This is a genomic window from Bradyrhizobium stylosanthis (assembly GCF_001641335.1).
Taxonomy (GTDB): Bacteria; Pseudomonadota; Alphaproteobacteria; order Rhizobiales; family Xanthobacteraceae; genus Bradyrhizobium; species Bradyrhizobium stylosanthis.
In genome coordinates this window covers 1,682,248-1,694,449 of sequence record NZ_LVEM01000001.1, presented here as the reverse complement: position 1 = coordinate 1,694,449, position 12,202 = coordinate 1,682,248, and the positions used below count along the sequence as shown (strand labels likewise).

At 65.2% G+C, this 12,202-nt stretch carries 8 protein-coding genes; 2 read left to right on the top strand and 6 right to left on the bottom strand.

Features of this window, described 5'->3' with window-relative positions; genetic code table 11:
* Nucleotides 1-3: 3 nt before the first annotated feature.
* Nucleotides 4-684 (bottom strand): peroxiredoxin, encoded by a 681-nt coding sequence (locus A7X65_RS08230; protein ID WP_082884859.1) that lies wholly within the window; start codon nt 682-684, stop codon nt 4-6.
* 204 nt (nt 685-888) lie between these two features.
* On the opposite strand from A7X65_RS08230, the gene A7X65_RS08225 reads away from it, so the two are divergent.
* Complete coding sequence (locus A7X65_RS08225; RefSeq protein WP_063684870.1) at nt 889-4,701, top strand: YhdP family protein; 3,813 nt, start codon at nt 889-891, stop codon at nt 4,699-4,701.
* Nucleotides 4,702-4,823: 122 nt separating this feature from the next.
* Here the strand turns inward: A7X65_RS08225 and A7X65_RS08220 are convergent, their stop codons facing one another.
* Both A7X65_RS08220 and A7X65_RS08215 read right to left on the bottom strand, forming a co-directional pair.
* Complete coding sequence (locus tag A7X65_RS08220) at nt 4,824-6,518, bottom strand: methyl-accepting chemotaxis protein (RefSeq protein WP_063683745.1); 1,695 nt, start codon at nt 6,516-6,518, stop codon at nt 4,824-4,826.
* Between the two features lie 269 nt (nt 6,519-6,787).
* Nucleotides 6,788-8,482, bottom strand: a complete 1,695-nt coding sequence (locus A7X65_RS08215) for a methyl-accepting chemotaxis protein (protein ID WP_063683744.1) — start codon at nt 8,480-8,482, stop codon at nt 6,788-6,790.
* Between A7X65_RS08215 and A7X65_RS41590 the strand changes: the two genes are divergently transcribed.
* The gene (locus A7X65_RS41590; RefSeq protein ID WP_156527696.1) at nt 8,465-8,704 is read left to right on the top strand and encodes a hypothetical protein; all 240 of its coding nucleotides are present in this window, start codon (nt 8,465-8,467) and stop codon (nt 8,702-8,704) included. The two genes, A7X65_RS08215 and A7X65_RS41590, sit on opposite strands and share 18 nt — an antisense overlap.
* Before the next feature lie 176 nt (nt 8,705-8,880).
* On the opposite strand, the gene A7X65_RS08210 is transcribed toward A7X65_RS41590, so the two are convergent.
* The 3 genes from A7X65_RS08210 to tyrS all read right to left on the bottom strand — a co-directional run bounded on the left by A7X65_RS08210 (nt 8,881) and on the right by tyrS (nt 12,101).
* On the bottom strand, nt 8,881-9,285 hold the full coding sequence (locus A7X65_RS08210) for a DoxX family protein (protein WP_063684869.1): 405 nt from the start codon (nt 9,283-9,285) through the stop codon (nt 8,881-8,883).
* Between the two features lie 216 nt (nt 9,286-9,501).
* Nucleotides 9,502-10,773, bottom strand: coding sequence for an MFS transporter (locus A7X65_RS08205; protein ID WP_063683743.1), 1,272 nt, complete (start codon nt 10,771-10,773; stop codon nt 9,502-9,504).
* Between the two features lie 56 nt (nt 10,774-10,829).
* Nucleotides 10,830-12,101 carry a tyrosine--tRNA ligase gene (gene tyrS / locus A7X65_RS08200; protein ID WP_063683742.1) on the bottom strand — a complete coding sequence of 424 codons (1,272 nt, stop codon included), beginning with the start codon at nt 12,099-12,101 and terminating at the stop codon, nt 10,830-10,832.
* Between the last annotated feature and the right edge of the window lie 101 nt (nt 12,102-12,202).

Genomic DNA, 12,202 nt, shown 5'->3' with positions numbered 1-12,202 from the left:
TGGTTAAAGACTTCTTGCGGCTTCCAGCACCTGATCGGCATGGCCGTCGACCCGGACATTGCGCCAGACCTTGGCCACCTTGCCGTCGCCTCCGACCAGTACCGTGGTACGAAGAATCCCGAGGAAGCTCTTGCCGTACATGGATTTTTCGCCCCAGGCGCCATATGCTTCGAGCATCTCGTGCTTCTCGTCGGAGATCAGCGGGACGCCGAGGCTATGCTTGTCGCGAAACTTCTCCTGGGCCTTTAACGGATCCGCGGAAATGCCGACCACGGCCGTGCCGGCAGCCGTGAAGGCGCCGGCAAGACGGGTGAAGTCGATGGCCTCCCGGGTGCAGCCGGGGGTGTCGGCGCGGGGGTAGAAGAACAGGACGAGCTTCCGGCCGGCATAGTCCGCCAGCGTGGCGACGCCGCCGCCGTCGCGGGGCAGGCGGAAGGCGGGGGCTTTCTGACCTTCCGTCAGCGCCGGCTTCGCCGCAGGCTTCGATTTGGAGGAATTTAACTGTTTCGACGCGGCCCCATGCGATGCTGGCTTTGCTATGCTCCCGGTTGATTTGCCGGACGGCGTCCGCTGTGTTTTCGCAGCCCTTGTTTGAGTCGTTGCCCGGGTTTTCGGGGTCTTCTTTTTAGCGGTTGCGATGCCGGAGGGCGTTTTGGTCGATTTCTTTCGGGATTTCTTGGACATACGCCTTCCTTTCGACGCTTTCGGCCTGTCAACCGAAGCGGTATTGCAGCTCTCGTCCGGTGTGCCGGAATCGTGCCCTCGGCTGGGCAAGTCTGACGACGCCGGAGTATGGTTACAAGGAATTCCACGCACCACCCCACTGCTCGTTGAACGCGCTCCCGGGGCGAAATGACGAACAGCAGGAATATTCGAGGTATGGCGGCAATGCCGGGGCGGGGCGCTTCGATCCCTGTCGACGGCTGCGGTCCCGGCGGCGCTCAACCCCACGATGGGCGCCTGTATCGAGAGGCAATGGCAAGGAATACGTCGCCCCAGGACTACAACCGGGATTTCGATCGGCAGCGCGGCCAGGACGAGCCGCAGCAATGGGAGGACGCCGACTGGGATCCGGAGCAGGAAGCGGCGGCGGGCCATCGGGCGCGCCGGCTGCTGTCGCGTTCCCATTCGGGCTTCCATCGCTTTGGTGACGGCTTCGGGTCGGTGCGCCGATGGTTCGGCGGGGGCCGCTGGCTGAAGCGGCTGGCCCTGGTGGTCGGTGCCCTCATCGTCATCTTCGTCGGCTGCTTCGGCGCGCTGTGGTGGCGGCTGGGCGCGGGGCCCATCAATCTCGACATCGCCACGCCCTGGCTGGCGGCCGCCATCGAGGACAATATCGGCCACGGCAACACCGTGGAGGTCGGCGGCACCCAGATCGAGCGGGCCGGGCGGGTCCGTATCGCCGTGCGCATCCGCGACATCATCGTGCGCGACCGCGACCACGCCATCGTCGCCAGCGCGCCGAAGGCGGAGGTGAGGCTGTCGGGCGCGGGCCTGCTGATGGGGCATCTGCGTGCGGAAAGCCTCAACCTCGTCGACGCCGAGCTCGCCATCCGCATCGCGCCCGACGGGACCGTCACGGTCTCCGCCGGCGACACCGCAAAGCCGCTGGCAACGGGCGTTGCTTCCAAGAAGGATGCCGGCCTGCCGCCGACATTCCCGCGCAATGGCGTCCCGCCGCCGCCTTTCGCCACTGCGCCCGCGGGCCAGGACCCGTCGCAAGCCGCCTCCCAGGCCGCGCCTCAGGCGACCGCGCAGAGCGGTATCCTCCAGGGTCTCGACTGGCTCGACAGTCTGAGCATGACCGGCCTCGACGGCCAGAACCTCAACGAGATCGGTCTGAAGAACGGCAACCTGATCGTCGACGATCAGCAGCGCGGCAGCAAATGGACGTTTGAGAACATTACGCTTAGCCTGCGCCGGCCGAGCCACGGGGGCGTCGCGCTCAGCCTCGGCGAGGAGGGGGCGAAGCCGTGGATGCTGCGCGCCACGATCGGCCCCGCCGAGAACGGCGTGCGCTCGGTCGACATCAAGGCCGACAAGGTTTCGACCTCCAACATCCTGCTGGCGCTGCGCGTCAAGGATCTCACCTATACCGCCGACCTGCCATTGACGGGCGAGCTGAAGGGCGAGCTCGGCCGCGACGGCGTGCCGACCTTCTTCCGCGGCAAGATCACGATCGGCGCGGGCAACATCATCGACACCGATACGCCTGATTATCCGATGGCGATCGATTCCGCCGAGATCAATGTCGAGTGGGACGCCAACCGGCGGGTGCTGGTCGCCCCGTTCAAAATCCTCTCCGGCGCCAACCGCGTGACGCTGCTGGCCCATGTCGAGCCGCCCAACGGCACCATCAACGACTGGCAGCTCGGCTTCAGCGGCGGATCGATCCTGCTCGGCGGCATCGACAACGAGCCGCCGCTCGTCTTCAACCGCATCGCGATCGGCTTCCGCTTCGACACCGACCACAAGCGGATGCTGCTGACGCAGGCCGACGTCTCCAACGGCGAGATCGGCGTCGCCGGCACCGGCGCGATCGACTATTCGGGCGAGCCGCGGCTCACGCTCGGCTTTGCGGGAACGCCGATGTCGGCGTCCGCGCTGAAGCGGATGTGGCCGACGCTGATCGTCCCTGAATTGCGTGAGTGGGTGATCGAGCGGATCGAGCGCGGCACGCTCCAGCGCATCGAGATCGGCGTCAATTCGCCGACGAAGAACCTTCCGCGCAAGGGGCCGCCGATCCCCGACGACGGCCTCTCTGTCAACATCGTCGCGAGCGGCGTCGCGGTGCGGCCCGTCGACGGCATGCCCGTCGTGCACGATGCCGATCTGAAGGCGCGCGTGACCGGGCGTACCGCGACCGTGAATATCGCGCAGGGCGTTGCCGACACGCCCGCCGGCCGCAAGGTCACGATCTCCGATTTCACCTTCGAGGTGCCCGACATGGCACCCAAGCCGTCGCCCTCGCGCACGCGGTTCCGCGTCGACGGTCCCGTGCCGGCGGCTGCCGAAATGCTCGCCAATGATCGGCTCAGCGATCTGTCGGCGACCGTCGTCGATCCCAACACCGCCAAGGGCACGTTCTCGGCGAACATCCAGCTCGGCATGCCGGTCAAGGGCGAGTTGACCAAGGCCGACACCACCTACGCTGTCAGCGCCGATCTCAACGGCTTCTCCGCCGAAAAGCTGGTGATGAACCAGAAGCTGGAGGCCAACAATCTCAAGATCGCCGCCAACAACCAGGGCTACCAGGTCAAGGGCGACGTCAAGATCAACGGGCAGGCGGCTTCGCTCGACTACCGCAAGCCGGCCGAGGGCGATGCGGATGTCCGCTTGCAGGCGACGCTCGACGATGCGAGCCGCGCCCGTCTCGGCTTCGATCTCAGCCCCGCCGTCAGCGGCTCGCTGCCGATCAAGCTGTCCGGCAAGATCGCCGGCGGTCCGGACCAGACCACCAAGCTCGGCGTCGAGGCCGACCTGACCTCGGTCAAGCTCGACAATATCCTGCCGGGCTGGGTCAAGCTGCCGGGCAAGTCCGGCAAGGCCAGCTTCAAGGTGGTGCCGACCGCGCAGTCGACCCGTTTCGAGGACATCGTCATCGAGGGCGGCGGCGCGTCGATCAAGGGCTCGCTCGAGGTCGATCCGAACGGCGACCTCGTGAACGCGAACTTCCCGACCTACGCGCCGTCGGACGGCGACAAGGCGTCTTTGAAGGTCGAGCGCAGCCAGGACGGCGTGGTGCGCGGCAGCATGCGCGGCGATGTGTTCGACGGCCGCGGCTTCCTGAAGTCGGCGATCTCAGGCAATTCCAAGGACGATGCCAAGAGCAAGCTCAAGAACGTCGATTTTGACATCGACGTGAAGCTCGGCGCGGTCGCTGGCTTCAACGGCGAAGCAATGCGCAGCGTCGATGCCAAGATGTCGAAGCGCAGCGGCGCCATCAAGGCTTTCACGCTGAGCGGCAAGATCGGCCGCGACACGCCGGTTGCGGCTGATCTGCGCGGCGGCCGTGCCCAGGGCAACCGCGAGGTGATCTACCTCCAGACCAACGATGCCGGCGCGCTGCTGCGCTTCACGGACACTTACACCAAGGCGGTCGGCGGCCAGATGGTGGTGGCGATGGAGCCGCCGACGTCGGAGCCGAACACCGCGCGCGAAGGCCTGATCAACGTGCGCGACTTCACCGTCAAGGGCGAGGCGCAGCTCGAGCGCGTCGCCGCGGGCGCGCCCAACGGCACCGGCAACGGCGTCTCCTTCAGCGCGCTGCGCGCCGAGTTCACCCGCCAGAACGGTGCGCTCACGATCCGCGACGGCGTCGTCAAGGGACCGATGATCGGCGCCACCATCGAGGGCTCGATCGACTATCCCGGCAACCAGGTCTGCATGAGCGGCACCTTCGTGCCGATGTACGGCGTCAACAACATCTTCGGCCAGATTCCGCTGTTCGGCATCTTCCTCGGCGGCGGCAACAACGAGGGCCTGATCGGCGTGACCTACGAGGTCGTCGGCACGCCGGCCGCGCCGGTGATGCGCGTCAACCCGATCTCGGCGATGGCGCCGGGCCTGTTCCGCAAGATCTTCGAGTTCAACACCGGCAAGCAGAACTCGCCGTTCGAGGAATTCCCGTCGCAGTCGAACGACGGCTCGACCGGATCGACGCGCCAGCTGTCGAGCGGCTGCAGCCTCGCGCGGCGGTAGCCGAGGTCGTCATACCCGGGCTTGTCCCAGGCATCCCCGCACTTTCCTTTCGCCAGCGCCGAGAACGTGGATGGCCGGGACAAGCCCGGCCATGACGCGTGTAGGGATGGTGGCGCCCGGACTTACGCCGCGCGCACGCCGGCGAGGAACGTTCCGACTTCGCCGGAGAGCTGCTCGGCCTGCTTGGAGAGGTTGCTGGCCGCGGCGAGCACCATGCCGGCGGCGTTGCCGGTTTCGTTCGCCGCCGTGCTGACGCCGCCGATATTGGTGGTGACCTCCTTGGTCGCCTCCGCGGTCTGGGAGACGCTGCGGGCGATCTCGGCGGTGGCGGCGCCTTGCTCCTCGATGGCAGCGCCGATCGAGGTGGCGATGCGGCTGACCTCCTCGATGGTGGCGGTGATGCCGCCGATGGCATCGACGGCCTCCTTGGTCGCGCCCTGGATCTGGGCGATCTTGTCGCCGATCTCACGCGTGGCTTCCGCGGTCTGGCTCGCCAGCGATTTCACCTCGGAGGCGACGACGGCAAAGCCGCGGCCGGCTTCGCCCGCACGCGCCGCCTCGATGGTGGCGTTGAGGGCGAGCAGATTGGTCTGCGCCGCGATGCTGGAGATCAGCTCGGCGACGTGCTCGATCTGCTGGGCGCCGTCCGAGAGCGCGCGGACGATGGTGTCGGTGCGGCGGGCGCTGTCTACGGCGCGCCCTGTAACTTCGGCGGACTGCGCGACCTGGCGGCTGATTTCGGTGATGGAGGAGGAGAGCTCCTCGGCGGCAGCGGCCACGGTCTGAACGCGCTGGCTGGCTTCGGTGGCGGCCGACCCGACCACGGCGGCACGGCGGTTGGTGCCTTCGGCCGTGGATGACATCGACTTGGCGGTGGTCTCGAGCTCGCCGGAGCCGGACGCCATCAGGCCGACGAGCTGACCGACCGAGGCATCGAAGCGGTCGGCGAGCGAGATCAGGGCGTCGCGCTTCTCCTGCTCGCTGCGGGTCTTGGCGGCGACCTGTTCGGACTCGAGGTTACGCGCCGTGAGCGCGGTCTGCCTGAGCACTTCGAGGGTCTCGGCCATGCGGCCGATCTCGTCGCCGCGATCGGTCTCCTCCACGGGCTTGTCGATGGCGCCTTCGGAAATTGCCTGCATGCGGTTCTTCTGGCGGTCGAGCGCGCCGAGCACGTCGCGAGCGATCAGCCAGGACAGCGTCGCCATCAGCAGCATCAGGCCGACGCCGATCGCGGCCAGCTCCAGCGTCAGGGCGCGCACGTCGGCGTCGATGTCGTCGACATAGAGGCCGTAGGCAATCGCGACGTTCCAGGGGGCAAAGTAACGCGCGAACACCAGCTTGCGAACCGGAACGGTCTCGCCCGGACGCGGGAAGAGATAGGACAGAATGGCGCCCTCAGGGGCCTGCCTGGCGGTGTTGACGGTGGCATCGCCGATCACGATGCCATTGGCATCCTTGATGCCGTTGTTCTTGCCCTCGAGCTGAGGCGCGCCGCCGTTCATCATGACGGTCGAGTCGGCGGTGTAGACGACGGGATAGCCCTGGCCGCCGCCAAACTTCATCTGCCGGCCGCGTAGCTTGAACTGCGCCTGCGCATCGGCGAGCGTCATCTTGCCGTTCGTGACATCGTCCTGGAGCGATTGCGCGAAGCCGTGCAGCAGATCGACTGCTGTCTGCATCTGCCGTGCGCGATCGTCGAGCATGCGGGTCTTGCTGAGATAGGCCGACGCAACGATGAGCGCGGTGACCGTGAGCGCAGCAAGGCAGACCATGCTTGTGAGCTTGGTGCGGATCTTCAGATGGCTGAGCAGCGTCATGACGGCCTCGAGAACGGTTGTAGAATGCTTGTTCTCGCGCAGCCGTATCAGGAAGTACTTACCATTCCTGAATGCAGGAGATGGCGCGTTCAGGCGTGTCGCAATCCGCGCAGCCGTGGACACGCATATGCAGACGAGCAGCCAACGCCTGCGGCGACGTGTCCAAAAAAGATATGGATCGTGATCGTGTTTACGCCGCCGCGCGCCGGCTCAAGCGATGCATCGATTCGTCGATGCATCGTCGTGTTCGAGCCACAGATGTCGCGCGACTACGCCGCGCGCACGCCTGCGAGGAACGTCCCGACTTCGCCGGAGAGCTGTTCGGCCTGCTTGGAGAGGTTGGAGGCTGCGGCGAGCACCATGCCGGCGGCATTGCCGGTTTCGTTGGCGGCGGTGGAGACGCCGCCGATATTGGTGGTGACCTCCTTGGTCGCCTCCGCGGTCTGGGAGACGCTGCGGGCGATCTCGGCGGTGGCGGCGCCTTGCTCCTCGATGGCAGCGCCGATCGAGGTGGCGATGCGGCTGACCTCCTCGATGGTGGCGGTGATGCCGCCGATGGCGTCGACGGCCTCCTTGGTCGCGCCCTGGATCTGGGCGATCTTGTCGCCGATCTCACGCGTGGCTTCCGCGGTCTGGCTGGCCAGCGACTTCACCTCGGAGGCGACGACGGCAAAGCCGCGGCCGGCTTCGCCCGCACGCGCCGCCTCGATGGTGGCGTTGAGGGCGAGCAGATTGGTCTGCGCCGCGATGCTGGAGATCAGCTCGGCGACATGCTCGATCTGCTGGGCGCCGTCCGAGAGCGCGCGGACGATGGTGTCGGTGCGGCGGGCGCTGTCTACGGCGCGCCCCGTAACTTCCGCGGACTGCGCGACCTGGCGGCTGATCTCGGTGATGGAAGAGGAGAGCTCCTCGGCAGCTGCGGCCACGGTCTGAACGCGCTGACTGGCTTCGGTGGCGGCCGAACCGACCACGGCGGCACGGCGGTTGGTGCCTTCGGCCGTGGATGACATCGACTTGGCGGTGGTCTCGAGCTCGCCGGAGCCGGACGCCATCAGGCCGACGAGCTGACCGACCGAGGCATCGAAGCGGTCGGCGAGCGAGATCAGGGCGTCGCGCTTCTCCTGCTCGCTGCGGGTCTTGGCGGCGACCTGTTCGGACTCGAGCGTGCGGGCCGTCAGCGCGGTCTGCCTGAGCACTTCGAGGGTCTCGGCCATGCGGCCGATCTCGTCGCCGCGATCGGTCTCCTCGACCGGCTTGTCGATGGCGCCTTCGGAAATTGCCTGCATCCGGTTCTTCTGGCGGTCGAGCGCGCCGAGCACGTCGCGGGCGATCAGCCAGGACAGCGTCGCCATCAGCAGCATCAGGCCGACGCCGATCGCGGCCAGCTCCAGCGTCAGGGCGCGCACGTCGGCGTCGATGTCGTCGACATAGAGGCCGTAGCTGATGGTCGCGTTCCATGGCGCGAACTTGCGCGCGAACACGGTCTTGCGGACGGGCTCGGTCTGGCCGGGACGGGGATACAGATAGGAGGCGACGCCACCCTGGGGATTCTGGGCCGCGACGTTCATGATCGCGTCGGCGATCATGATGCCGTTGGAATCGACGGCGCCGGTGATCTTGCCTTCGAGCTGCTTGTTGGCGCCGTTCACGAACAGCGAGGTGTCGGGATTGTAGACGACCGGATAGCCCTGGCCGCCGTTGAAGCTCATGCGCCGGCCGCGCTCGTGGAAACGGGCCTTGGCGTCATCCAGCGTCAGCTTGCCGTTCGTGACATCTTCCTGCAGCGACTGCGCATAATTGTAGAGGAGTTCCACCGCGGTCCGCATCTGCTGGACGCGGTCCTCCATCATGCGGCTCTTGCTGAGGACAGCCGATACGCCGATGATGGCCGTCACCGTGAGCGCTGCGAGGCAGACCATGCTCGCGAGCTTGGTGCGGATCTTCAGGTGGCTGAGCAGCTTCATCGCGGCCTCTACGAAATGGTTGTTATTGCTCGCGTCGGTAGCATGAAATTCTTACCATTCATGAATAGACGCGTGCGGCGCCCCGCCGCGTGCGATGGCATCCGCAGCCAAATGCTCAATTCTGCAGGCAAAACGCGCGTGTCGGGCATCCGCCGATGCGGGTGCGCCGGAAAATCGGTTCTGGATTTTGGTCGCTACGGAGTGGAGCTGGACCTGCAATGAATCGATTCGTTCATCGCATCATCATGTCCGTGCTGCTCGTCGCGGCCCTCGTTCTGATCTGGAACGTGCTGGGGGCGCGGTAGCAAAAATGGCATCGGCAGATCTGCCGATGCCATCCGTTACTTGCTGGTTAATCGCGCGAATCGGCTGGTGCGAGCGCGCTGCAGGTCGGGTCGTTAGTCCTTGCCCATCGCTGCATCGGCGCTGACCGAACCGCCGCCGGCCGCCGAGAGATAGAGGCAGGCGAAGCAGAACAGGATCGCAGCGGTGCCGCCGTTCAGCAGCGGCAGGAACACCGGCGTTTCGCCCTTGAACATGTGGCCCATGAAGTAGGCGAAGGCCATCTCGCCCGCGAGAATGAAAGCGGCGAGGCGGGTGAACAGGCCAAGCATCAGGAGCGCGCCGAGAACGAGCTCGATCGTCCCGGCCGCGTAGATCAGCGGCGGGATGTTGGCGAAGTAGGGAAGCACCGGAAACTTGAACAGCTTGGCGACGCCATACTGGAACAGCAAGAGGCCGGTGATGAAGCGAAACAGGCTCAGCAGAACCGGTTGAAAGCGAGTGAGATAAGGAAAGTTCATTGGTTTGCCCTCCATCCAATGCGCGACTTGGACCGCATTCAGTTCCACCCCGCAAGCGGCTCCGCGCCAATTCGCGCTGACATTTTTGTCATGTCGGACAAAACACCGCATCCCGGCGATTCAGCCAAGGTCTATCGGCATTTTTTTCGCGCCTTTGTCTCGCGCCGTCCGTAATTTTGCGGTGACGCGAATGCGCTCAGGTTACCCCTGTGAAACCTAGCGCCGCAAGGCGGGCACGATTAGGAATGGAATCATTCCGAGGATGACGCTCGCAAGTGCGAAGGCGAGCAGCGCGTTGTAGCCGTGGGTCGCGTCGTGGATCAGGCCGCCGCTCCAGGAGCCGAACGCCGAACCGAGGCCGCTGCCGATCGAGATGGTGCCGTAGATGGTGCCGACGCGCTTGCCCTGGAAAATCCTCATCGCGGTGGCGCTGATCAGCGGGCCGCGCGAGCCCATCATGCTGCCGAAGCAGACGACGAAGCCCGTGAGCAGGACGATGTTCGGATAATACTGAAGCAGCCAGAGCAGGCCGATGCCGATGATCGAGATCGCGTAGCTGAGCAGCACCGAGGGGCGGCGCCCGATCAGCCCATCGAGCGCGGAGACTCCCAACATTCCGAACACCAGCACGACGCCGGAAAAGCCCCAGGCGGTCGCGGCCTGCAGCGGAGGGAAGCCGGCGTCGATCAGATAGGCCACGATCTGGGCGGCGATGGAATACATGCCGACGGCGGTGAAGAAGAAGGTGGAGAACAGCGCCCAGAAGGCGTGGTGGCGCATCGCGCCGAGAAGCGTCCAGCCATTGTCGACGAAATCAGGATCGGTCTTCTTCACGACATGCGGCGAGCCGGCAGCGAACAGCCGCCACGGCAGCAGCAGGAGCGGCACCAGCAGGCCCAGGGCGGTGAAGCCGAACAGCTGGTAGGTGTCGCGCCAGCCGATGTGATCGATCAGGATCTGGGACGCCGGCAGCAGCGCCAGCACGCCGCCGCCCATCGCCGAATACACCACCGACATCGCGGTCGGCAGGCGAGGTCCGAACCAGCGGCCGAGCAGGATGGAGTTCGGCACGATGCCGATGAAGGCGATGCCGATGCCGACGCAGAGGCCGATCGAGAGTTGGAACTGCCACAGATGCTGGGCGTGCGCCGCAATCAGGAAGGCGGCGCCGAGCAGCAGCAGCCCGACTGCATAGACGATGCGCGGTCCGGAATGGTCGAACAGCCGTCCGACGAAGGGCGCGGTGAAGCCGCTCGCGAGCCAGGTGAGCGAATAGACCGAGACGATCTGCGCGCGGTCCCAGCCGAAACTTTCCGAGATCGGCTTGAGGAACACCGTGAAGCTGTCGCCGAGCCCGCGGCCGAGCACGGCCAGCGTGAAGCAGAGTGCGAGCACGGTGAGCGCGATGCGCACGGCGCCGTGTGTCGTCGCCACGACGCCTGCGCGATGCTTGTCCTTGCTCGCTTCCCTGGGCGTGTTCTGGTCCATTGCCTATCAGGGAGCGCGCATCCGCGCGCCCTGACAAGCATCAAAAGCTCATACGCCTATGCAGGCGGCTTGAGCAAAACGTGCTTCTTCTTGCCAAGGGAGAGCTTGATGACGCCTTCTGGCGTCAGATTGGCCGGAGTAAGCATCATGGTCGACATTGTGACCGTGACATCATTTACCCTTAGACCGCGTCCATCTATCAGGCGCTTTGCTTCGCCAAGGGACCGGACTAATTCCGTGTCGCGGGCGGCGACTAGAACAGGAACCCCTTCCTCTTCGAAAAATGCTTTCGCTAGTTCTTCGCGCATTACATACGTACGCAGGTCTTCAGCGAGGATGCCTTCCTCGAATGTTCGACGAGCGGTTTCTGCAGCTTGATCTGCGGCGGGGCGGCCGTGCAAGAGCGCGGTCGCCTCAGTTGCGAGCACCTTCTTGACCTCGTTGATCTCCGAGCCGCCGAGCGCCTCGAGCTTCCTGATCTCGTTCATCGGCAGCGTCGTGAACAGCTTCAGGAACTTGCCGACGTCAGCGTCCTCGGTGTTGCGCCAGTACTGCCAGAAATCGTACGGCGAGAACTGGTCGGCGTTGAGCCACACCGCGCCTTGTGCAGTCTTCCCCATCTTCGCACCCGACGCCGTGGTCAGCAGTGGCGTGGTCAGCGCGTAGAGCTGGTGGGTGCCCATGCGGCGGCCGAGATCGACGCCCATGATGATGTTGCCCCACTGGTCCGAGCCGCCCATCTGCAAATGACAGCCGGTGCGTTTGGCAAGCTCGACGAAGTCATAGGCCTGGCAGATCATGTAGTTGAACTCGATGAAGCTCATCTCCTGCTCGCGCTCGAGGCGCAGCCGCACGGAGTCCATCGACAACATGCGATTGACCGAGAAGTGACGACCGACATCGCGAAGCATCTCGATCCAGTTCAGCCTAGTAAGCCACTCGGCATTGTCGAGCATGATGGCGTCGCTTCTGCCGTGGCCGTAGCGCAGCACTCTGGCGAAGACACCGCGTATCGATGCCTTGTTGGCCTCGATCTCCGCAATGGTACGGATCGCACGGGTCTCGTCCTTGCCGGAGGGATCGCCGACCATGGTTGTGCCACCGCCCATCAGGGTGATCGGTTTGTTGCCGGTCTGCTGGAACCAGTGCAGCAGCATCATGGTCAGATAATTGCCGATATGCAGGGACGGGGCGGTGCAGTCATAGCCCACATAGGCGATCGCCTCGCCCTTGGCGGCGAGTGCGTCCAGCCCCGCGAAATCGGAGCATTGGTGGATGAAACCACGTTCCTGCAGGGTGTTGAGGAAATCCGATTTAAAAGCAGTCATCTGTCGGCATGCCTGACAATTCTTGGTTTACTGTTTTGGGAGCAATTTAAGGGTCTTCCGTGGGAACTCGATTGCTGCCCGCCACTTGGCGCTGTGGCATT

Excerpts from the sequence above, each read along its gene's own strand:
- A7X65_RS08230 (WP_082884859.1), bottom strand. The coding sequence starts at position 684 with ATGTCCAAGAAATCCCGAAAGAAATCGACCAAAACGCCCTCCGGCATC.
- A7X65_RS08225 (WP_063684870.1), top strand. The coding sequence starts at position 889 with ATGCCGGGGCGGGGCGCTTCGATCCCTGTCGACGGCTGCGGTCCCGGC.
- A7X65_RS08220 (WP_063683745.1), bottom strand. The coding sequence starts at position 6,518 with ATGACGCTGCTCAGCCATCTGAAGATCCGCACCAAGCTCACAAGCATG.
- A7X65_RS08215 (WP_063683744.1), bottom strand. The coding sequence starts at position 8,482 with ATGAAGCTGCTCAGCCACCTGAAGATCCGCACCAAGCTCGCGAGCATG.
- A7X65_RS08210 (WP_063684869.1), bottom strand. The coding sequence starts at position 9,285 with ATGAACTTTCCTTATCTCACTCGCTTTCAACCGGTTCTGCTGAGCCTG.
- A7X65_RS08205 (WP_063683743.1), bottom strand. The coding sequence starts at position 10,773 with ATGGACCAGAACACGCCCAGGGAAGCGAGCAAGGACAAGCATCGCGCA.
- tyrS (WP_063683742.1), bottom strand. The coding sequence starts at position 12,101 with ATGACTGCTTTTAAATCGGATTTCCTCAACACCCTGCAGGAACGTGGT.